Genomic DNA, 23,402 nt, shown 5'->3' with positions numbered 1-23,402 from the left:
TTCTATGTTTTGTCACGCTAGGACATTATCATTATGTAGAGAGGTTCTCATTTTGATAATGATGAAATGATCATGCACGGACTAGCAACTAGCCCGTGCCTTGTCATTATTGTGCTGCTGGTTGTTGCGAAATAGCTTCTTCCATAATCGCTTGACGATCGTCTTCCGAAATGCCTTTTAGAACTTCATTGATTTTTTCACGATTTGCGTCGTCCTTACGTAAGCCTACAGCAATTGAAGTATTTGATGGATCTGTATCAAAGCCTTCTTCAAATGCTACATATGTGAACTTATCGTTGGCAGCAGCAGCAGAAATACCCTCTGGACGTTCAGCTACATAGCCATCAATTTTACCTGCTTCTAAAGCCACACGCATTGCTGGGAAGCTTTCCATTGCCGTTTGTTTTTCTACGCCTTTGATTTGATCAATCACTGTGTAGTTTGATGTATTTAATTGTGATGTAATTTTAGCACCTGAGAAATCTTGAATCGATTTTGCATCTTCATATTTGCTACCTTTTTTAATAACCATCACAAAATCAGAAGTGTAATAGTTTTCTGTAAAATCAATTGTTTTCTTACGTTCTTCTGTTGGTGACATACCTGCGATAATCGCATCAATTTTGTTCGATTGTAGCGCTGGCACTAATCCGTCCCACTCCATTTTAACTATGACTAACTCTTTGCCTAAACCTTCAGCGATTTTCTTCGCCATTTGTACATCATAGCCACCTGCATACTCTGCATTATCCGCTATTTTCACAGCGCCATTCGCATCATCTTGCTGTGTCCAGTTGAACGGTGGGTAGCCAGCCTCCATTCCAATTCGGAATTCACCGCCGCCTTCTTCTTTGTCAGCTCCAGCATCACCTGAACCGCCCTCTTTTTTGTCACTTGTGCCACATGCAGCTAGCACAATTGCCGTCATGATAGAGATCATTACTAACAACCATTTTCTTTTCATGAAAAACTCCCCTTTTCTGTAAAAAAATAAGACAACTGTACTAAAAAAGACCTAAGTATATTGAACTTAGGTCTTACCTTTTATGACAGTTGCCCAAATCCTCACTATAATTTCCATGTTTCCGAGATAGCACAACCTAGTAAATCTGGAAATCCATTTACTAGGACAGTCCTGCACTTATTCACTGCAGACCCAGTATAAAAGTACGAGCTCCTTTTATACTTCGGCGATATTTCCTTCTTCATTGCGTCTTCGCTTGCTTGTACTCTACAATGAACTAATAAATACCGCGCCTCTACCTCACTGGTAAATATTCGTGAGGTTTGTTTATTTAATTGATATTTAGATACTACTATAAAACTAATATGTTCGTCAAGACAGTTTTAACATTTTTCTGACTAATGACAATATTAGGGTATTGTGCGTTCCCTATCCATTTTAAATCGTTGAGCTTTCATCGATATTTCCGAAAATTACAACAAATTTTTATTAGAGCGTATATGCTCTCTGTGAGAAAAGTTGTGTTTATTTCTTTTGGCTCCTCTAAACGATATAACATTCGTACTCTTTCAAAAATAGAATCGGTCAAAACCTTTCGTCATGCACAAAAAAACCCTGCTGAACATTGTTCGCAGGGTTTAATGGCATTATGAATTTAATAATAAATCTTCAGGATTTTCGATTAATTCTTTAACTGTTTTTAAGAATCCTACAGAATCTTTTCCATCGATGATACGGTGATCGTAAGAAAGTGCTACATACATCATTGGACGGATTTGAACTTCACCATTTACGCCAACTGGACGGTTAACAATTGAGTGCATACCTAAAATACCAGCTTGCGTACCGTTCATAATTGGTGTTGACATTAATGAACCGAATACACCACCGTTTGTGATTGTGAATGATCCACCAGCCATGTCATTTAGGCCTAATTTTTTATCACGAGCTTTTGTCGCTAAGTTAGCGATATCTTTTTCGATTTCAGCGAAGTTTTTGCTATTTGCATCGCGTACAACTGGTACGACTAAACCTTCTTCAGTTGATACAGCAATACCGATATCAAAGAAGTTATTTAAATGAATTTCATCGCCAGAGATTTGAGCGTTTACGTATGGATATTTTTTTAGTGCTGCAACAACAGCTTTTGTAAAGAATGACATGAAACCAAGTTTGATGTCGTTTGCTTTCACAAACTCTTCTTGTTTACGTTTACGAAGTGCCATGATGTTTGTCATGTCAATTTCGTTGAATGTTGTTAACATTGCTGTTGATTGTTTCACTTCTAATAAACGTTTTGCAATTGTTTGACGACGACGGCTCATTTTTTCAATTGTTACACGGTCAGAATTAGCCGCTGGTGTGAATACTACTGGGCCACCTGAAGTTGCTACTGATGTAGGTGCTGCTACTGGTGCTACAGCTGGTGCTGTACCATGTGCTGCTACATCTTGTACACGTACGCGTCCTTGTGGATCTACTGGAGATACCGCTGCAAGGTCAATACCTTTTTCACGTGCAAGACGACGTGCTGCTGGCGATGCAACTACACGTTCACCAGAAGTTTCTTCTACTACTGGAGCCGCTGCAACTGGTGCAGGTGCTGCTTGTGGCGCTGCCGGAGCTGGAGCTGCTTCAGTTGGTGCTGCTGCTGCGCCTTCGCCTGCTTCTACTACTGCGATAACTTGACCAACTAGTACAGTATCGCCTTCTTCAGCTAAAATTTGTGTTAATACACCTGCTTCTTCAGAAATGATCTCAGCGTTTACTTTATCTGTTTCAAGTTCAACGATGAATTCACCTTTTTCAACGCGATCGCCCACTTTTTTTACCCACTGTGCGATACTACCTTCTGTAATCGATTCTGCTAATTCAGGGACTTTAATTTCAGCCACTTTCATTTCCTCCTTTGATTAACGTGCATGACGCACATAGAAGGGCTACTGCTTAAGGGCAAGTAGCCCAGTTTCAAAAATTGATATGTGATTATTTAACCTTTACTGACTCAGCAACCGCTTCTTCAATAAGAGCTGCTTGTGCTGCTTTATGAGAATCTGCATCTCCTTCAGAAGTTGAGCTCATTGCAGGACGACCTACATAGCGAAGCTTTTTACCTTCTGAAAGTGCATATAATGTTTCTAGTGCATAATTCCATGAGCCTTGGTTTTTAGGTTCTTCTTGTACCCAAACGATCTCTTTCGCATTAGGATACTTAGCAATGATACCAGCAACTTGCTCTTTTGGGAATGGGTAAAGTTGTTCTACACGGATAATGTGTAGGTGATCGAAGCCTTCGCCGTCTTTCACGCGCTCTGCTATGTCGATCATCACTTTACCTGTACCTAAAACGATGCGCTCTACAGCTTCTGGTTTAGCGCCTAAGCCTGGTTGTTCAATCACTTCTTGGAATGAACCATTTGCTAATTGCTCAGCATTCGCCGCAGCTAATGGGTGACGTAATAATGATTTTGGTGATACGACTACAAGTGGACGTACCCCTTCTGTACCTAATAATGCTGCTTGACGGCGTAATAAGTGGTAGTAGTTTCCTGCATTTGAACAGTTCGCTACAAACCAGTTATTTTCAGCTGACATTTGTAAATAGCGTTCCATACGGCTTGAAGAGTGCTCTGGACCTTGACCTTCATAACCATGAGGTAATAGGATAACGAGGCCAGATTTTTGACCCCATTTAGAGCGTGCCCCTGAAATAAAGTTATCAAACATCACTTGTGCCATATTCGCAAAGTCACCGAATTGTGCTTCCCATACTGTTAGTACATGGCTGTTTTCTAGATTGTAACCGTACTCAAAGCCTACTACCCCAGCTTCAGTCAGTGGAGAGTTGTATACTGTAAAGGATGCGTTCGCACCAGAAATATGGTGTAGTGGTGTGAAGACATTGCCGTTGTTTTTATCATGTAGTACTAAGTGACGTTGAGAGAATGTACCACGTTGAGCATCTTGACCTGTAAAACGTACTGGTGTACCGTCTTGGATAATCGTTGCATACGCTAACGTTTCCGCATGGCCCCAGTCAATTTTTGCAGATGCATAAGCATCACGACGTTTTTCTAAAATTTTACCAAGCTTTTTCTGTGGCTCGAAGTTTTCTTCAAACACTAAAAGCTCTTCATTGATTTTTTCTAAACGCTCCGCACCAACTGCCGTATCAATTTGTGGGAATTCTACTTTTAATTCTTCTGGCATTTCTAAATGATGATGATCATCTTTATCTGCCATTTCTTTGACATGGTCATAGGCTGCTTGCATTTCTGCATAGATCGCTGTATCTAGTGCCGCTACATCCTCATTAGATACAAGACCTTCTGCCACTAATTGTGCACCATATAATGCACGCACTGTTTCATGTTTAGATACTAATTTATATGTTTCTGGGTTTGTCACTGTTGGATCATCTGTTTCGTTATGACCATGACGACGGTAACCTACTAAGTCCACAATGATGTCTTTGCCAAATGTTTGACGGTAGTTCGCTGCAAAACGACCAACTTGTGCTACTGCCTCTGGGCTATCTGCATTGACATGGACTACTGGCACTTCATAGCCTTTTGCTGGGTCAGAAGAGTATACAGAAGAACGAGAATCATAATGTTCTGTTGTGAAACCGATCATATTGTTTGCGATAATGTGGATTGTTCCACCTGTTGTAAAGCCTTCAGTTTTAGCGAAGTTTAACACTTCCGTTACAATCCCTTGACCTGGGAACGCAGCGTCACCGTGCACAAGAATGCCTAAGCCTTTTGTACGATCGAAGGCAGGTTGCCCTGGTTTAGACGTATCATCTTGTGTGGCACGAGTAGCACCAAGTACGACTGGATTGCCCACTTCTAAGTGAGATGGGTTGTAAGCCAATTTCACATTCACACCAGATTCACGGTTGTAAGAAGCACCCATGTGGTATTTCACATCACCTGTCCAACCTTTTGTAATTTCAAGGCGGCCATGCTCTGGCATAAATAAATCATTGGAAACATGTGCAAAGTCAGAGAACATCATGTCATAAGGTTTATTTAAAATGTGTGTTAAAACGTTTAAGCGACCACGGTGTGCCATACCAATACGTACGTTTTTCACATTTTTCGCTTCTGCCGTTTTAATGATTTCATCAAATAGAACGATTTGCGTATCTAAGCCCTCACCAGAGAAACGCTTTTGCCCTACAAATGTTTTATGAATAAATTTCTCGAAATTTTCAACGCGAGTTAAACGATCTAATAAGGCTTTCTTCTCATCAGCAGATAATGCTTGTTTGAATGAGCCTGTTTCGATTTGCGCTTGAATCCAATCACGTTCTTCAGTAGCTACTACGTGACCATATTCAAATGCTACTTTATCTGTATAAATAGCTTTTAAATATTCGATTGCATCCTTACCATTTTTCACGTTTGCTGGCACATCTTTGAAGAAGATTGCTGCAGGAATTTCAGCTAAATCTGCAGCGCTTAAGTTGAACGCGCTTTCTTCAATTTGAGCTGTTTGTAGTTCACGGTTTTTCAGAGGATAAATATCTGCCGCTAAATGACCGCGTGAACGAATTGCATCTGCTAGTTTTACAGCGGCTAACACTTTTTTGTAATCGCCAGCAGGAGCCGCTGCTGTATGACTAGCTACAGCTACTTCACCTTCTACTACTACTGGTGCACCAAATTGTTGGAATAAAGAAACTAACTCCGGTTCTACTTCTTCAGGAGACTGTAAGAATAAGTCGTATTGCTCCATCACATATCCTAAGTTAGGACCAGAGAAAGCTGACCATGGAGAACTTACAGTTGTAACGTTGTTCGACATGAAAAATGACCTCCAAATTTTGCCTTTCGGCAGTTCCATTAATTAAATTGCAATTAATTATATAATATTTAGCCGTTCTTTAAAAGAATGTTTCACACTACTTTTCCATATTTTAAAGAACGTTTTTTCCATCTCAATCTTACTACTCTTCACAAAAAATACAACTCTTTTTAGCAAATTAAGCAATTTTTTTCGCAAAGGATAGAATAATGAAATAAAGCATGTATTTTTCTTAATATTTTAGCGGGATTTTCAGCAAGAAAACGGTTCCAATATTAACCTCACTCTTGACTTCTACCGTTGCATTGTATTTTTCAAGTAACATCTTCGAAATACTAAGCCCTAAGCCCGTTCCACCAATTTGACGATTTCTTGCTTCGTCCACTCGATAAAAACGATCAAAGATAAACGGAATATCCTCTTCTGCTATTCCTATACCATTATCAGCAATTTCTAAACATGCATAATTTCCAGCAACAGAAATAGAAATTTGTATCTCAGGAATTTTTTCACAATAACGAATGGCATTCTCTATTATATTACGAACAATTTGACTTAGTGCATTTTCGGAGATAAATAACAGACCTATTTCACCATGCTTCGACAGCAAAATTCGCGCTTGTGGATGAACAAGCTTGAGCTCATCCATCACTGCTTGAATGACCACTAGTGCATTTGCCTCACTTGTCTCATCTTTTTCCTCACGCCGTGCAAGCTCTAATAATTCCTCAATCATTTTGCGCATACGAGCAATTTCTGTTAAGGAGGTATCAATGGATTCTTCTAATATGGCGGGATCATGTTTGCCCCATCTTTTTAAAAGAGAAAGATGTCCTTCAATTGCTTGGATCGGCGTACGTAGCTCATGGGAAGCATCGGCGACAAATTGCTGCTGCTGGGTAAATGAAATTTGCAGCTCATTCATCATGGCATTGTACATTTTCAGTAAATCACCAATTTCGTCATGTGATGTATAGGTTAGCTGTATAGGCTCATTAAACCCTTGATCCATCACCGTTTTCATGGATGCACGCAATTCATGTAATGGCTTCATTAAATAGTTCGCCAAATAATAGCCAATAGAGCCTGATAACACTAATGCGCCTAATCCTGCTATCAGCATGGCGGTCAATAGATAGTGCATGAGTGATTGAAAACTAGTTAAAGGATGAATCACTTGAATATAGCCTTGGAAAAAGCCCATCCGTATCGGTTCATTGATGACCAACACATCCTGCTTATCAATGGTCATCTCAAAAATCTCTTGCAGCGAGCTAAGTGGTGCAGCAGCAGAGGTATCATTGATTCGTAAAATATCCACCCCATCAGCATTAAATATTCGGACTGTTTCATCGCGATCCGCAATCGATTTGAGCAAGCCCGTATTTTGCTGAATTTGCTGAATGGTAATTGTAGGACCCTGTGATTCTAAAAAAGAGATGATATCCTTACTTGTCCGATTGACCTTACTCTCCTCATCGTTTAATAACCATGTATGCAGAGAAAGATAGACGACTACACAAATAATTGTAAAGCTAATAAAGATGACACTGCTTGAGGTCAGCATCCACTTTTTCTGCAAGGATTGCTGACGTAAATAATCTTTTAACTTATTCATTCTCGCATCACATACCCAACACCGCGAACGGTTTCAATATAATCGTTCATCGCACCAGGGAGCTTTGTCCGTAAATGTCTGATATAAACATCTACCACATTGGTCTCAATATCCGTATCATAGCCCCAAACGGATGTTAAAATATGCTCTCGCGTACAGACTCTATTTTTGTGCTCGATTAATAGTTTCAGTAAGTCATATTCTGTCTTTGTTAGGTCAAGTTTATTCCCCTGAACGAAAACTTCATAGGCTGCTACATCTATTTCAATATCCCGTAAGCATAAAGAGTCACTGCTTGTCTGCTCTGGTGTGACACGACGTAAAATCGTCCGTATTCTTGCCAGCAGCTCTTCAATTGCAAAAGGCTTGACGATATAGTCATCTGCCCCTGCATCGAGGCCCGCTACACGATCCATCACAGCATCTCGTGCCGTTAATAAAATAATGGGCACCTGTGATTGTGTTCGAATACGACGGCAAATCTCAATCCCATTAATGCTCGGTAACATGACATCCAGTAACAGTACATCAAAATTTTCAGAGGTTGCCATAGCCAAACCTTCACGACCATCAAAGGCAGTTTTCACTTCATAGCCTTCATGCTGTAATTCAAGTTCGACAAAACGAGCAATATGCTTCTCATCTTCTACCAACAATATCTTCTTAGACATCGTATCACCTTCTATTCCAAAATAACGATGTAGGATTTTTATCCCTATACTGTTATAGCATAACATCAAATAAAAAGTCTGTCTCACAAGGAAATCCTTGTGGACAGACTTTTTTAGTGTATGTCGGAAATGGAGAGGTTGTTTTTCCCCAATTCTTTTGATTTATATAATGCTTGGTCAGCTAAATCCATTAGCTCATCCAAAGATTGGGCATGGTCTGGGTAATAGGCAATGCCAATAGAGGCTGTTGGTGTAAAAAGATGGTCCTCTATCATCCAGCCTTCTGCTAATTCATCACGGATGCGACGAATAATATGCATAATTTGATGATGTCTTTTTTCTTGCTCTCTCGTTAAGCCTGTTAAGATGACAATAAATTCATCGCCACCTATTCGAATAACCATATCATGGCTTCGGACGGTTTTGTTCAAGCAACTGCCAAATCGCTGAATAAACGCATCGCCTGTGTCATGACCAAAGCCATCATTTACTTCTTTAAAATCATCGCCATCTATATAGAGCATCGCCACACTAGTCTGATTTTCATTTGCTTCAGCCAGGATTTTTGGAAACTCCTTTTGTAAATAGCGCCGATTGGGTAGCTGTGTTAAAGCATCATGATAGGCTAGATACAGCAAATCATTTTCCCTTTCTTTGCGATGGGTAATTTCACGAGACACCATCATAATTTGCGAAACCTTTTCACGCTCAGGATCATGCACAACCGTGACATTCCCCTCCGTCCAAATCGGTGTCCCATCCTTCGCCTTCAGCAATAGCTCGAACTGTGAATCAGTTTGTCCTGTATAATTATTCAAGAATGTCTGCCATTCGCCCTTACTTTCCCGATCAATAATGTCACTGTAAAATTGTCCTTGTAGCTCTACATTTTCATAGCCCAAATAAATACCATAGGAAGGTGAAGCATAAATAATGATGCCATCTTCATTTGTAATCACAATTAAATCGTTTGTATTTTCCGTAATGAGTCGGAATGTACGTTCAATATTTTTTAATTCTGTGAACATTCTTTTCTTATCGGTAATATCATAGTTAATGGTTAAAATTTGTTCAATTTGACCAAACTCATTTTTTAATAGTACGATGGTTGCTTCTACCCAATAATCGACATGATATTTTGTTCGATAGCAAAGCTCTCCACGCCAAATCCCCACCGTATCCAGCTTACTTTCGATTATTGGTAAAAGGTTTTGCCCACGGAACCGAGGTTCAATTAACGCGTAGGGCTGACCGATTAACTCCTCAGCCGTGTAGCCAGAAGCCTGTAAAAACATATCACTCACTTCAGTGATGTTGCACTCATGATCTAATACAGCAATGGCCGTAGCTGAATTTAATGCAGATTTAAATACTTCTAGCCCATGAGACTTCGAGCGTAGTTCTGCTTTTTGTAAAGTAAATTGTGTAAAATCTTGCATAACAAGAAATATGGCAAAGGAATTATCGTCCTGCATCACCGGTGATAACGACAGCAAATACATGCGTTCCTGCTGGTCCAATGTATGCAATTTAATAAACTTTTCACCAACATTTTCTCCTCGTGCAGCTTTTTGTAAACAAACTTGAATTTGTTCCACTTCTTCTTTTGGAATAATCGGTAAATCCACAAACATTTTTTGTTTGACCGTTTCATTATCTAGTTGAAAATCTTCCATAAAGCTTGAATTCACTTCGTATACTATGCCCTCAGCCGATAAAATGACCGTAGAGAAAAAGGCATGATCAAACATGGACCGCATAAATAAAAATTTATCTTCAATACTGCGGTCATAAAGTATTTCCTTCGTAATGGCTAATATATAGTCTTCATTCTTATATTTTAACGGTCTGACGGATGTTTCATATTTACGAACCTCCGACTGAACATATGCATAATCTACATAGTCAACCTGTTTATGTTCTCTAATTGCCTCATGATAATTTTTCTGAATGATCGAAAAATTACGCTTTGAGGTAACGGCCGAAATCATTTTGCCAATCGCCTCATTCGATAACAGATCTCGAGCTGCTTGATTTAAGCGAATATATTGATAATCGTCCCCAACTTTTTTCACGAGAAAAGCAAAATCCTTGCCAATAAATAATGAATTAAAGAAATCTTCGCTTAAAATATACTCCATGCTGTCACCTCCAGAAAAGCCATTGCCATCATGATAGAAATGTTCATATGTATGTTTCATTAGATCAAAATTAATACTACTATTATAACATAAAAATAAAAAATTACCTTTCTAGAATCATAAAAATTATATCCTTTTTAGGATAATTTTTGGTATATTACCTATTCTAGCAAGTCTCTATTCCTACTAAAGGATTAGATAAATGATTAATATTAGATAAAATTGATAGGATAGGCTTAATGCTAAAAAACAACAATATTATTGATAATCTCATTTCTTTTGTCAGAATTTACTGACTATTAAACTCAAATTTTGTTTTTTTACGAGCAAAATGATTGCATCAAACAGATTATATGTTATATTATATTTAAAAAACTAGCCTTTTTTCGGTATGGTCGAAATCAGTAAGACAGCGGGAGATTATGGAATATCATAGTTATAACGTCTAGTTCTTTGGGTTTTAATTCCAGTACGAATTTTAGTTTTCTTCTTTATGCTTCAACGGAATTGTTTTAACTACCCTAGTAAAGGAGGCGTTTCGTATGCTTAAACATCGAGACCTGCATGAATGTACAGAGCTTTATGAGCTATTATCACACCCTTCTGTATTCCCTTTTGTCCGTCAAAAAGCCACATCTGCTGATGAATATTGGTTTATGACAAAACAACTGATTGAAGAGGAAGCGAGAGGACTCGCTATCTCGAGGACCATAACTGATGATTGGGGTCAACCAATCGGCACCATTAGTATTCACGATGTGGAGGACGGTGCAGGCTTTCTAGGAACGTGGATTGGACTCCCTTACCAAGGTAAAGGTTATAATCAAAAAGCAAAAATGTTATTTTTGAACGAATTATTTTTTGACTATAATTTCCACACGGTATTTCTCCGTATACGAGTTGAAAATTTAAAATCACAGCGTGCTGCTTTAAAGCTACCTTATGTAGTGAACGCCAATGAAAGTCACCCAACATTATTAGCACAGGTCAATAGTGGTGAGGCACAATTTGATTTATTTAAAATTCCAAAAGATTTATTCTACCTAACAACGGCACATCAAATGCAAGAAGGCGAAGAGCAAGCAATGTAGTGTGCGATATAGATAAAAGAGAAGCTATAAGGTGTTGTCATTTTGACCTGCCTCATAGCTTCTTTTCTTTTCAAATAGCACTTATTTTTTGTAGCGTAAAATTAAGGACGCCATTTCATCTGGTGTTTTTGGTTTTTGCGTTTTTGCCATTGTCTCTACCATTGCCACTTTACGCTCTGTTAGTGTATGAACAGACTTCATAAAAGATTCCTTTGTCAACTCTTCTTCCTGTAACACTTCTGCATAACCTTGTTTTTTAAACAAGTTGGCATTTAAAATTTGATCCCCACGGCTTTTTTGCGCAGAGAGAGGTACTAATAGCATCGGCTTGTGAAGCGCTAAAAATTCAAAGATGGAGTTAGAGCCTGCTCGTGACACAATAAAATCTGCAGCATGCAATAAATCAGGTAACTCCGTTGTCACATACTCAAATTGCTTGTAGCCTGGCATCGCCTCTAGTGCTTGGTCATAGTTTCCCTTTCCACATAAATGAATGATGTGAAATTGCTTTAGAAGCTCTGGTAAGTTTTTACGCAACGCCTCATTTAGGACAACAGAGCCCAAACTTCCACCCATCACAAGCAATACAGGCTTCAATGTGGAGAAGCCGCAGAAAGATAGCCCCCTTGCTCTTTCCCCCTCAAATAACTCAGGACGAATAATGGAGCCTGTGCAAGTCGCCTTTTCTTGCGGTAGATGCTTTAGTGTTTCTTCAAAAATCGTGAATACATGAGAAGCAAAAGGCAAGGCTATTTTGTTGGCAAGGCCAGGTGTTACATCGGACTCATGGATGACGACTGGCACACCTGCCAATTTCGCTGCCATTACAACGGGTACAGAGACAAACCCTCCTTTTGAAAAGATAACATGTGGCTTCACTTTTTTAATAATACGAAAAGCCTGCATCATTCCAGCAAGCACCTTAAACGGATCTGTAAAATTTTTCATCGAGAAATAACGACGCAATTTACCACTCGCAATGCCATAAAACGGAACATTGGGGAACGCCTCGCCAATTAATTCTTTTTCAATACCCTGCTCAGAGCCAATATAGTGGACATCATAACCAAGTTCAAGTAAAGACGGGAGTATCGCTTGGTTTAACGATACATGGCCAGCTGTCCCACCACCGGTTAAAATGATTGTTTGTTGTTTCACACAAATTCTCCTATTCCTTAAAACCATTGTAGTTAGCACTACTTTTTGTTTACAGTGTTCTATTTTACTATATGCGGAGGAAAAGATATAGATGAAGCATGAAAATTTCAGCTTTTCTCTCTTTACATATGCTATACTTGTTCATTATGTTCATGAAGGAAGTAGAAAATATGTATCAAACATCCACAATTAAGGAAAAATACGCGCTACTCTTAAAAATGATTGTCCCTATTTTAGTGACACAGGTAGCCATTTATCTTATTTCATTTTTTGATATTTTAATGTCCAGTCGCTATGGGTCGGTTGATTTAGCAGGTGTCTCGATTGGTTCCTCCATTTGGATGCCGATTTATACAGGACTATCAGGTATACTTCTTGCAATTACCCCCATTGTCTCACAGCTTGTCGGAGCCAAAAAAGAGATGGATGCAAAAAAGGCAGTCCAACAAGGCATTTATGTTGCGATACTGCTGGCAGTCCTTATTTTTACAGGACTCTTCTTTGGCATCGATTGGATACTTAGCAAGATGAACTTAGAATCTGCTGTACATACCATTGCAAAAGGCTATATCTATTCGATGTGTGCTGGTCTTTTGCCACTCTTCTTATTTTTTGTTATGCGTTGTTTTATCGATGCCCTTGGCCAGACACGTGTCACAATGATCATTACCTTAATGACGACGCCGATCAATATCGTGCTGAACTATATCTTTATTTTCGGCAAATTCGGTGCACCTGAGCTTGGTGGCATCGGGGCTGGTGTAGCTACAGCGATTACATACTGGCTAATATTCCTGATTACTGTATGGATTATCGCCAAACGAGTACCGTTCGAACGTTTCCGTCTGTTTCATGATTGGCCTAAGCTTGAATGGCTTCGATGGAAGGAAATTTTATTGATTGGTGTACCGATCGGCATTTCCCTATTTGCAGAAACGAGTATTTTTTCTGCCGTTACCATGATGATGAGTAATTTTAGCACAGAAATTATCGCAGCCCATCAGATTGCCATCAATTTCACCTCCCTGTTATACATGGTGCCGCTCAGTATTTCTATGGGCGTCACGATATTAGTAGGTTTTGAGATTGGGGCTGGTCGCATGCGAGATGCTCGTATGTATAGTTATCTATGTGTCGGCACTGCCATTTTATTTAGCTTTATTTCTGCTTGCATCTTATTTATCTTACGTGAGCCTGTAGCCCATATGTATACGACTGATCAGATGGTTCTTGAGTATGCTGTACAATTTTTAGTCTATGCAGCCATTTTCCAGCTATCTGATGCGATTCAAGCACCTGTACAAGGGGCATTAAGAGGCTATAAGGATGTCATGATCACATTTATCATGGCCATTATCTCTTACTGGGTGATTGGCTTGCCAGTTGGGTATACCCTTGCTACGCATACAGATTTCGGCCCGTTTGGCTATTGGATTGGACTTGTGGCAGGTTTAACAATGGGCGCGATTACCCTATTAATCCGCCTGCTGATTGTTCAAAAAAGAGTCACAGTCTAACGACAAAAATCGCTTTTCTCCAACTTGAGAAAGGCGATTTTTTAACGTAAAACACCTGTACGAATGATTTTCACTTGAACAGACGGCACTAGCTGTAAGGAAGCATATTCAGCATGCCAGTCTTCTTTGAATATTTTCGGGTGATAAGCGCGAATATAGCGACCAATTCCTAATGTATCAGACTTTTGATTCTGAAGAATACGAATAACCTCCTCAAACTCAGCCTGCACATGCTCTTGAATCATTTGTTGAACATCCTTAAAAATCGGGTCTTTATATAAATGATCTTGGGCGAATTCTTCGATTTCCACCTCGACTTGGTAATCCATCGTTATTCTTCTTAGTTCCTCATTCACTGTCCATTTACGCTTTATATGGATGACATTTGCTGTAATCGGCATTTCTTTCCCGTCATGCTTCCACATATAGCTCATACGTGCTTGTTTGTTCGATTGATTCATTAGGATAAGCATGATGAGCGATTGTTTTGGTGTTAATACTGTGCCTGTAAACGTTTGACCTGAAAACAAGGCTAATCCAGCCACCACAGCATGTTGTTTATCCTCACTTAGCTGGAAATAAGGAAGTACAATATCAACAGTCTGTTCAAATAGCATAGAGCCAATCGTCTGTAAATCTAATTTCGGAAAAAATGTATTTTCCTCTGTGCTTTCGATAAAGCGTTCATAATAGGAGCCTGCACTTCCTGCTAAATCCTTTGTTAAGTCAATATATGGTTTGACATCCCCTTCTGTTATCGCCACTTTAATAGAAATCGGATTTTTAGGATCACGAAAATATATGTCCAAGACATCATAAATGGGTTTCCTCACCGTATAATCGGCTATTAGGATGGTTGATAGCTCCGATAAATCCAGTGTTTGCTCAACTTTCAAATTGGCATTCGTGCGCACCTCTCTCGGTGAAATCCCGACCGCTTCAATCACTTCATTTTGCTGAGTTGTTGTATTCGGATAGGCATAATAACCTTTATAATCCCCAACATATCCTTCCACACCAACGAGCGTCACAACAGAAGCGTTTTTATAAAGGCGTTCATCCCAACAGCCAGCCACTAGTACTATAGATAAGATGATGATACTCCCTTTACGAAACACGTTTTCCCCTCCATTTATTCCAACACATAATGATCATTGGTAGTAGAAAAGTAAACACTAGTAATACATAGTGTAAAGAATTTTTGATAAACTCAATTTGTTGAAATTGCATTACAAAGAGCGGTAGAATCGCTAGTAAAAGATGGTAAATGACAATACTCCGTTTCGGGTGCTTCCTCTTTTTAGAAAAATATAGCACGCGAAAGGACAGACCAAAAATCATGACCGTGACAATAGACCACGATAGCCAAATATAGACGAAGAAAATATCAAGTCTTTTAACAAATGTCACTTCCTGTGATTTTAAAATATACATGATTGGCTCTGGGATCAGTTTAATTTCCTCTAGAGCAAAGAACATTTGCGTAAAAAGCACGGAAATCATATAAAATACAAAAAGGACCAATTGGTAGATGAATAAAGGCCGACCTTTCACTTGTGTATCTCGTTTTAGAAAAGGTCGATAAATAAGGTACATTTCAATTCCAAAAAAAGCATAGGTACTATGAATCAAACCCGCCATGATTAGTTTCGTATTGTGCCATTCAACGGGAAAAAGATTACTCCACGTTAAATCTGGAACAGCAAGCATTAAAAAGATCACGAAGAGGAAAATGATAGGTATGAGCATGACACCAATGTTGATGACCGTTTCTGGTCTTACAAGATTAGCATACAAGGACAGCCCTACAATCATCCCAACTACAAGCCATTCAGGTGTTTGTGGTAAGACCCATGTGGCTAAAACATACCCCATATAGGCAATCAATACAGCGTTTAAAACTAGCCAATAGATTTGATAGACCCAGCGAAAAAATCCATTTAAATAGAAATACGGATAATACTGTTCAAACAAGCATAACAGGCCATAATGAATGACACTCGCTAAAAAAAAACAACCCAAGCACTGTGTTGACTGTAAATGATTAATGGTGTTTGGAAGGCAATGTAGACAACACCTGTTTGAATAATAAATAGTAGTAAAAAAAATTGCGCCTTGGATAAAGAAAAATTCATGGTGTATCCTCATTTTTTAGCTGTTCATCGTTCGGCGGTTGAAAGGAAGTGACTTGGACTGTTGGTTTAATGAATGGCCAGCGTAAAAAAATCTTAAACACCGCTTTCGGCTGAAAAGGTACGATGGGTGAAAAATATGGCTGTTTGATAGATGTTAAACTGATAAGATGAATGAGTAAAATAACAATCCCCACGACAATCCCTAAAAACCCAAACAATGAGGCGAGTACCATAAACGGAAAACGTAGCATACGTATCGTACTATTCAATTCAACAGATGGCACAACATAGCTTGAAATAGCCGTTAGGGCGACGACAATGATCATTAAATTCGACACTAACCCCGCACTAACGATGGCATCTCCTATTACTAAACCCCCGACGATTCCAATCGTTTGCCCAACCGATTGTGGCAAGCGAATACTCGATTCTCGAATGAGCTCCATAATAATCTCCAGTATGAGAGCTTCGATTAGTGGTCGATAAGGAATATCGTTGACATCATTTTTCACTTGATTACTTAATTCTAAGGGCAGTACCTCAAAGTGAAAGCTAATCACTGCTATATAAAAAGCTGGTAAAAAAACCGCCGTTATAAACGACAGCAAACGGACTATTTTATAAAAGGTACCAACGACAACCCGACCATTGTAGTCATCGGGTGTTTGGTAGAAAGAGAAAAACGTCACAGGACCAATTAAGGCAGAAGGGGAAATATCGGTCATGATCACAACCTTGCCCTCCACTAGATTAGCTACCACGCGATCTGGATGCTCTGTATTTAACAATTGAGGAAATGGCGATAGCACCGAATCCTCTAAAGCATCACTTAATTGACCAATACTATAAAAATAATCGATTTGAATCGCTGCAATTCGCTTTTCAATCTCCTGTAAGGTCTCAGGCTGTATAACCCCATCCATATATAGATAATAGGCTTTTGTTTTGGTTTGATGACCAATCGAGAAAGATTTTACGACAAGGGCAGGATTATTCACTCGCCTTCTTATCAAGGCTAAATTGGTATCCGCACGCTCAATTAGCCCCTCATGGGAGCCACGAAGAATATGTTCGTTAATCGGCTCTTCGAGATTTCGACGTACCTCATTAATGATGTTGAGTGTCAGCATCTCACCCGTGTCAGGCAAAATCACGAGTGTTTCACCTTGGCAAACTCGTTCAATCGCTTGTGGCAAGGAAAAATCTTGCAATGTCGTAAGTAAGGTTTCACTCCAAAAAGGTTTTTCTGTATCTAAACGTGCATAAATCGTATCCAGTATTTTTTGAACTTCTTTCGCATCAACTAGAGAAGCGTAAAAGCATAAAATAGCCGTATTCCCTTCATGCCAATCTATTTGTCTGATGGTCAAATCCGAGGAATGGTAGAATGCCTTTTGCAGGCTTTTCATCATATACTTCACTTTATCCATAAAACGCCTCCTCTACTGGAGAGTATAAGCATTTTTCTTCTATTTCAAACGCGGAGCTAGCGGGATACAATGCCATGAAAAAAGATGCCCTTAAGAACAAATGGGCATCTTCATGATGTGCTATTTTTTAAAATAAGCTTCGATATCCTCATACATAAAGGGTGTTCCCTCTATTTTTTCATGGTTATTATGCAAGGTTGTCATTCGATTGATGATCGGGGCTAATTTCCCTTCATCCTCCTGCGTCAAATTGAAGGCGACCCCATAAGAGTAAATTTGATATTTTTCTTCTAAAGTCCATCTAAATGTACCCTCTAAGTTAAATGATTGATTCATCAAAATAAAGCTAAATTTAAACTTCATCGTTTGATTAACTGGTAGCTTTAAAGAAGAGCGAATCTTCATGCCTCCTAAGCTAATATTTTCGATGATGATAGGGGTATAACCGATATTAATTTTTTGCTCATTCATTTCGATAATCGTCATGAAGCCCTTCACATAGGCTGGGAATTGGAAGCGGTAATATTTGCGTCTCTCCACCACGGGTTTTTTATGAGCAATGGCTTTTGGCGGTGTTAAAACGCCTTGTGCCAGCATTTTTTCAAAGGCTTTTGCAGGGACCGCCTTCGCATAGATGCTGCCTTGCACATAATCACATTCTTGTTGCTTTAAAAAGATAAATTGCTCGTAATTTTCGACCCCTTTTGCCACTACCTGAATACCGAGCATTTTTGCTAAATAAATCGTTGTGGAAATCAGTCCATTTTCAATCGGACGATCATGACGAATTTCACGAATAAACGCTTCATAGATATGGAGTGTCGTTGGTTGGAATGTTCGCAATGATTCTAAGGATGAGTAGCCTGTCCCAAAATCACCAATGGCAATTTTGACACCGATTTCTTGCAGTTCCTTTAAAACAGTCATCACACTTGTACTATTTTTTAAGATGGTACTTTCGGTAATCTCGAACTGTAAATAATGCGCGTCAATCGAATTGATCTGTAATTGCTCTTGTACAAACTGAATAAAGCCCTTTTTCATCAAACGAATCGGTGATATATTAATGCTAATTGTTCGCAACACATGTCCTTGCTGTTTCCAGTGCTGTAACAAAGTACATGCTTTTTTAATCACCCAATCTGTAATGATATGAATCATATGGTTTTCTTCCGCTAATGGAATAAATTCACCAGGTGATACAAGGCCCCATTCTTTATGATGCCAACGGATTAACGCCTCTGCCCCATAAATAATCCCCTTTTGCGGTTCTACCAATGGTTGAAAATATAACTCAAATTCCTCATTTAACATTGCTTGTCGCATATCGCGATCTAACACGTAATGCTTATAGGAAGTAATATCTTCGGTAAAGGCATAAATATGAAAGCGATTCCTTCCCTGCTGTTGCGCGTAGCACAAAGCGGAGTACGCATTTTCTAACAAGATGTTTCTCGTTAAGCCTTCCTCTGGATAAAAAGCAATACCAATGCTAGCAGATAGGTGCAGGCGATAGTCATTAATGGAAAGAGGTGTTTCAAAAGTTTTCAGCAAACGGCTAGCCAACGCGTAAATATGCTGCTTGCTCACATATTTTTTAATGACAATGATAAAATGCTGATTGTCTAGGCGTGCCATGTAACTATGATCATCGGTTAGCGTTGAAAAATAGTTGGTCACCGTTCGAAGAAGCTCATCACCAATTTTTGTACCGAGCGCATTATTTAATACATGAAAGCGATTAATGGAAATATATAATAGCGCGAAGGGTTCGCCAGCTACGCATAAGGTATCGACTTTATCATGCAAGCTCAACCGATTCGGTAAACCAGTTAATTCATCAAAATACACTAAATAATTCAACTTCTTTTCCCGTTCGATCTCCTTCGTAATATCGGTTACTAAGCCGAAAATATGGTTCACCTCGCCCTCCTCATCTAGTCTTGGCACAATTTGTTCCAGTAACCACTTGGTCTGGTTATCACTTGTGAGTATACGATAAATCACTTGATAGCTCTTGCCTGAAGCGAGATGATCCGTATACGCTAATACTTCCTCACGATGAGCAGGATGAATCATATTAATCCATACTTCTGAGTCTTCGTAAAGCTTGGCTAACGGAATCCCTAAAATGTCCTCTAGTCCTTTAGAGGCGAACAGCATATTTCCCCTAATGGAATCTCGCATCCAAATCCCTGCATCTAAATTGTCAAAGATAGAATGGTAATTGGCTAGTGTGTCATTTAACGTTTGCTCAAGTAGTTTGAAAGCCGTTTCATCTTTGACAACCCCTATCATCTTAAAGGGCTTGTCATCCTTCCATATCACTTCGGCAGCCGCTTGTAAAAAACGCAGGTCATTGGTTTTACCGTGATAAATTCGAAAGTCATTGTCAAAATTAGTCCCTTTCCGTGCATGATTAAATGCATCGTAGGTCCTTTCATAATCATCTGGATGAATGAACTGGAACGCGCGATCAATGCCATCATTATCTGAACGCTCAAAGCCAAAGATATGATAAAAATTATCCGAGCAATACAGTTTGTCATGCTGAATAAAGTACTCCCAGCTCCCAACTGCCGCAATATGCTGGGCGTAATTTAAATGCTTCTCATGGAGCATTAACTGATGCTTCATGGCTGAATAAGTGGACATATCTTCAATGATTAAATAGAGCCCCTCCGCCTGATTATCATCATTTTTGATTGGTATAAACGTCAGCACGAGGCTTAGATTTTGTCCTTGATGCTGTAGCCTTTCAATATCAATTTTGACCGACTTTCCTCGTAATGTTCGATTGAACGCTCTTTTTAACCGTTTATAATCTGCCTCGGTCAGAATTTTCTTAAAATCCTCTGCATGACTAGGTCGATATTGTAATAGTTGATAGAGTGCCTCTTGATTCACATAAATAATTTCACCATCTGCCGAAAACACAATCATCATATCGGGGTGATACTTGGCAAAGGACATGGCATATGAAAACAAACGATGGTCTTGAGCTGTAGCCAGCGCAATCGTATGCGTACTTTCTTCTTTTGTAAAAAATTGCTTTAATAGATTCGGCTTTTTCATCCATCTCACCTCTCCCTACTTTTTACCCACTACTTATTTATCAATTCCCCCAAAATACATTTTAAAAACTATTATTTTAAAAAGAGAAATAAAAATTTCACCGACCTTTTTCCGCTGGGGAGGCACTCCTTCTATGGAGGGTGACTATTTTTGATTGGAGGGCGCTCTTTTTTGATTGGAAGACGCTCCTTTTTGAGGTAGAAGCGCTCTTTTCATCAGGATTCACGCTCCTTTTTCAAAGGGAAGCGCTCTTTTCATTAAGATTCCCGTTCCTTTTCGAGGTAGAAGCGCTCCTTCTATTAGGATAGACGCTCCTTTTCTAGGCGGAAGCGCTCTTTCTATCAGGATAGACGCTCCTTTTTGAGGTAGAAGCGCTCTTTTCATCAGGATTCACGCTCCTTTTTCAAAGGGAAGCGCTCTTTTCATTAAGATTCCCGTTCCTTTTCGAGGTAGAAGCGCTCCTTCTATTAGGATAGACGCTCCTTTTCTAGGCGGAAGCGCTCCTTCCATCAGGTTAGACGCTCCTTTTCTAGGTGGAAGCGCTCTTTTCATTAGGATTCACGCTCCTTTTCGAAGGGGAAGCGCTCTTTTTATTTGGATACACGCTCCTTTTTAATGGGGAAGCGCTCCTTCTATCAGGTTAGACGCTCCTTTTTGAGGTAGAAGCGCTCTTTTCATCAGGATAACCGCTCCTTTTCGAAGGGGAAGCGCTCCTTCTATCAGGATAACCGCTCCTTTTTGAGGTAGAATCGCTCTTTTTATCAGGATAGACGCTCCTTTTCTAGGCGGAAGCGCTCCTTCTATCAGGATAACCGCTCCTTTTCTAGGAGAAAGCGCTCTTTTCATCAGGATAGACGCTCCTTTTCTAGGTGGAAGCGCTCTTTTCATTAGGATTCACGCTCCTTTTCGAAGGGGAAGCGCTCTTTTTATTTGGATACACGCTCCTTTTCGAGGTAGAAGCGCTCCTTCTATTAGGATAGACGCTCCTTTTCTAGGCGGAAGCGCTCCTTCCATCAGGTTAGACGCTCTTTTTCGAGGAGAAAGCGCTCTTTTTATCTGGATTCACGCTCCTTTTCAAAGGAAAAGCGCTCTTTTCATTAGGATTCACGCTCCTTTTCGAAGGGGAAGCGCTCCTTCTATCCGGATATCCACTCCTTTTTGAGGTAGAAGCGCTCTTTTCATTAAGATTCCCGCTCCTTTTCTAGGCGGAAGCGCTCTTTTTATCTGGATTCCCGCTCCTTTTTCAGGAGGAAGCGCTCTTTTCATTAGGATTCCCGCTCCTTTTTCAGGGGGAAGCGCTCTTTTTATTTGGATTCCCGCTCCTTTTCTAGGGAGAAGCGCTCTTTTTATCTGGATAGACGCTCCTTTTTGAGGTAGAAGCGCTCCTTCTATCCGGATAGACGCTCCTTTTTCAGAGGGAACCGCTCTTTTCATCAGGATTCACGCTCCTTTTCGAAGGGGAAGCGCTCCTTCTATCCGGATAGACGCTCCTTTTTCAGAGGGAACCGCTCCTTCTATTTGGATTCCCGCTCCTTTTCAAAGAAAAAGCGCTCTTTTTATTAAGATACGCGCACTTCTTTATCATCAAGGGCACGCTTTTTTATAGTGATTCCGCAAAGCTCCTTTTACAGTATTTTTCCTTAGGGTACAACGATTAATTCCATATCCAGTAGCCATCGATCCATGGCTTGCTTCGGATAATAGACTTTCTTCCCTACCTTCACATGAGGGATTTCGCTTATGTAACTATTTGATCCATCTGGGATTTCTGTTAATTTTAGCACTTCCACTACACGAATCCCTAAATAATCCGCGGCCTCTTCTTGTGATAATAGCTGGTGTTGCACGGGTTCTTTTGGTTGCTCCCTTACACTAGTAGCGATGAGCCAGCTTCCTATCACAAAAGAGATGGCCAATGAGAAAATCGCGATGGCTATGCTATATTGTTTCAATTTTATCTCCCCTTTCTCATCAAATTTTACCATTAATTCAATAAAAAAAGATGCCCTATAAGCCTTTACAGACTTGTAGAGCATCTTTCTATTAATAAATGATTATTTTTGGATAAATTGTTGGGTCCAGTAGTTACCTGTTTTTACGTAACCTACACCGATGTGCGTAAATTTACCGTTTAAAATGTTTGCACGGTGTCCTGGTGAGTCCATCCACGCTTGTACTACTTCTTGTGGAGAACGTTGACCTTGAGCAATGTTTTCACCTGCACCTTTATATGCGATGCCTAAAGCTTTCATACGATCAAATGGTGAACCAAATGTTGGGCTCGTATGTGAGAAATATTTGTTTGTTTGCATATCTTGTGATTTTTCACGAGCTGCAGCCATTAATTTCGCATCCGTTTGAAGTGGTGATAAACCAGCTTTTGTACGCTCAGCGTTTGTTAATTTTACTACTTCTTGTTCAAATGCGTTCACATCTGAAGTTGTTGTTGATGGTGTTGAAGTAGTTGGTGGTGTTGCTGGCTTTTCGTTTTGTGATGATTGATTATTATTTGGCTTTGTTGGTGTTGTATTATTTGTTGTTGGCGTCTCTTTAGATGGTGTAGATGCCTGTGGAAGTTTGACTGTCCACTTATGATTGTTGTTTGACCATTTATAATAATAAACTTTACAGTTCGTTGATTGCTGTACGGAATTCCCCTCTGTTGTATTTGCAGCAGCAGAAGCTATTTGAATTGGAGCTGCTAAAAGAAATGTTGCACAAATTGCTGTTAGTGTTTTTTTCATGTTTGCAATTCCTCCTTGTCTGCCACTAATCGTAAGGGATGATTTT

The 23,402-nt window shown here is 39.6% G+C and carries 18 protein-coding genes and 1 riboswitch; of the genes, 2 read left to right on the top strand and 16 right to left on the bottom strand.

Annotation, left to right across the window (positions count from 1 at the left end):
• Positions 1-106 precede the first annotated feature (106 nt).
• From MHB40_RS11950 to MHB40_RS11925, 6 genes are all read right to left on the bottom strand, one after another.
• Complete coding sequence (locus tag MHB40_RS11950; RefSeq protein WP_342443633.1) at positions 107-964, bottom strand: transporter substrate-binding domain-containing protein; 858 nt, start codon at positions 962-964, stop codon at positions 107-109.
• 119 nt (positions 965-1,083) lie between these two features.
• Positions 1,084-1,270, bottom strand: a riboswitch (Lysine riboswitch).
• Between the two features lie 341 nt (positions 1,271-1,611).
• The gene (gene odhB, locus MHB40_RS11945; protein WP_342534690.1) at positions 1,612-2,859 is read right to left on the bottom strand and encodes a 2-oxoglutarate dehydrogenase complex dihydrolipoyllysine-residue succinyltransferase; all 1,248 of its coding nucleotides are present in this window, start codon (positions 2,857-2,859) and stop codon (positions 1,612-1,614) included.
• 91 nt (positions 2,860-2,950) lie between these two features.
• A complete protein-coding gene (locus MHB40_RS11940) occupies positions 2,951-5,776 on the bottom strand; it encodes a 2-oxoglutarate dehydrogenase E1 component (RefSeq protein ID WP_342534689.1) in 2,826 nt (941 codons plus the stop codon).
• Positions 5,777-6,008: 232 nt separating this feature from the next.
• Complete coding sequence (locus MHB40_RS11935; protein WP_342534688.1) at positions 6,009-7,394, bottom strand: HAMP domain-containing histidine kinase; 1,386 nt, start codon at positions 7,392-7,394, stop codon at positions 6,009-6,011.
• Entirely contained in the window at positions 7,391-8,065 is a 675-nt protein-coding gene (locus tag MHB40_RS11930) for a response regulator transcription factor (RefSeq protein WP_342534687.1), read from the bottom strand. Before MHB40_RS11930 ends, MHB40_RS11935 begins: the two co-directional genes overlap by 4 nt.
• A 113-nt stretch (positions 8,066-8,178) precedes the next feature.
• A complete protein-coding gene (locus MHB40_RS11925; RefSeq protein ID WP_342534686.1) occupies positions 8,179-10,206 on the bottom strand; it encodes a diguanylate cyclase in 2,028 nt (675 codons plus the stop codon).
• 542 nt (positions 10,207-10,748) lie between these two features.
• On the opposite strand from MHB40_RS11925, the gene MHB40_RS11920 reads away from it, so the two are divergent.
• Complete coding sequence (locus MHB40_RS11920; RefSeq protein ID WP_205443437.1) at positions 10,749-11,297, top strand: GNAT family protein; 549 nt, start codon at positions 10,749-10,751, stop codon at positions 11,295-11,297.
• A gap of 81 nt (positions 11,298-11,378) precedes the next feature.
• Here MHB40_RS11920 and MHB40_RS11915 read toward each other — a convergent pair whose 3' ends face one another.
• On the bottom strand, positions 11,379-12,455 hold the full coding sequence (locus MHB40_RS11915; RefSeq protein ID WP_205443436.1) for an undecaprenyldiphospho-muramoylpentapeptide beta-N-acetylglucosaminyltransferase: 1,077 nt from the start codon (positions 12,453-12,455) through the stop codon (positions 11,379-11,381).
• Between the two features lie 170 nt (positions 12,456-12,625).
• Here MHB40_RS11915 and MHB40_RS11910 point away from each other — a divergent pair, with 170 nt between their 5' ends.
• Positions 12,626-13,972 carry an MATE family efflux transporter gene (locus MHB40_RS11910; protein WP_342534685.1) on the top strand — a complete coding sequence of 449 codons (1,347 nt, stop codon included), beginning with the start codon at positions 12,626-12,628 and terminating at the stop codon, positions 13,970-13,972.
• A gap of 41 nt (positions 13,973-14,013) precedes the next feature.
• Here the strand turns inward: MHB40_RS11910 and MHB40_RS11905 are convergent, their stop codons facing one another.
• The 9 genes from MHB40_RS11905 to MHB40_RS11865 all read right to left on the bottom strand — a co-directional run bounded on the left by MHB40_RS11905 (position 14,014) and on the right by MHB40_RS11865 (position 23,356).
• A complete protein-coding gene (locus MHB40_RS11905; protein WP_342534684.1) occupies positions 14,014-15,090 on the bottom strand; it encodes a Ger(x)C family spore germination protein in 1,077 nt (358 codons plus the stop codon).
• Entirely contained in the window at positions 15,080-15,946 is an 867-nt protein-coding gene (locus MHB40_RS11900) for a GerAB/ArcD/ProY family transporter (protein ID WP_342534683.1), read from the bottom strand. Before MHB40_RS11900 ends, MHB40_RS11905 begins: the two co-directional genes overlap by 11 nt.
• A gap of 29 nt (positions 15,947-15,975) precedes the next feature.
• Positions 15,976-16,107: a hypothetical protein gene (locus tag MHB40_RS11895; RefSeq protein WP_342534682.1), complete on the bottom strand. Its 132-nt coding sequence runs from the start codon at positions 16,105-16,107 to the stop codon at positions 15,976-15,978.
• The gene (locus tag MHB40_RS11890) at positions 16,104-17,537 is read right to left on the bottom strand and encodes a spore germination protein (RefSeq protein ID WP_342534681.1); all 1,434 of its coding nucleotides are present in this window, start codon (positions 17,535-17,537) and stop codon (positions 16,104-16,106) included. The genes MHB40_RS11895 and MHB40_RS11890 overlap by 4 nt, the downstream gene beginning before the upstream one ends.
• Positions 17,538-17,657: 120 nt before the next feature.
• Positions 17,658-20,612: an EAL domain-containing protein gene (locus MHB40_RS11885; RefSeq protein WP_342534680.1), complete on the bottom strand. Its 2,955-nt coding sequence runs from the start codon at positions 20,610-20,612 to the stop codon at positions 17,658-17,660.
• A 612-nt stretch (positions 20,613-21,224) separates the two neighbouring features.
• Positions 21,225-21,500: a hypothetical protein gene (locus MHB40_RS11880; RefSeq protein ID WP_342443625.1), complete on the bottom strand. Its 276-nt coding sequence runs from the start codon at positions 21,498-21,500 to the stop codon at positions 21,225-21,227.
• A 216-nt stretch (positions 21,501-21,716) separates the two neighbouring features.
• Positions 21,717-22,046 (bottom strand): hypothetical protein, encoded by a 330-nt coding sequence (locus MHB40_RS11875; protein ID WP_342534679.1) that lies wholly within the window; start codon positions 22,044-22,046, stop codon positions 21,717-21,719.
• 206 nt (positions 22,047-22,252) lie between these two features.
• Entirely contained in the window at positions 22,253-22,564 is a 312-nt protein-coding gene (locus MHB40_RS11870) for a helix-turn-helix domain-containing protein (protein WP_342534678.1), read from the bottom strand.
• Positions 22,565-22,666: 102 nt separating this feature from the next.
• The gene (locus tag MHB40_RS11865; protein WP_342534677.1) at positions 22,667-23,356 is read right to left on the bottom strand and encodes a CAP domain-containing protein; all 690 of its coding nucleotides are present in this window, start codon (positions 23,354-23,356) and stop codon (positions 22,667-22,669) included.
• Between the last annotated feature and the right edge of the window lie 46 nt (positions 23,357-23,402).

The organism is Lysinibacillus sp. FSL K6-0057, assembly GCF_038630885.1.
GTDB classification, from domain to species: domain Bacteria; phylum Bacillota; class Bacilli; order Bacillales_A; family Planococcaceae; genus Lysinibacillus; species Lysinibacillus fusiformis_F.
This window is presented reverse-complemented; position numbering and strand designations above follow the sequence as displayed.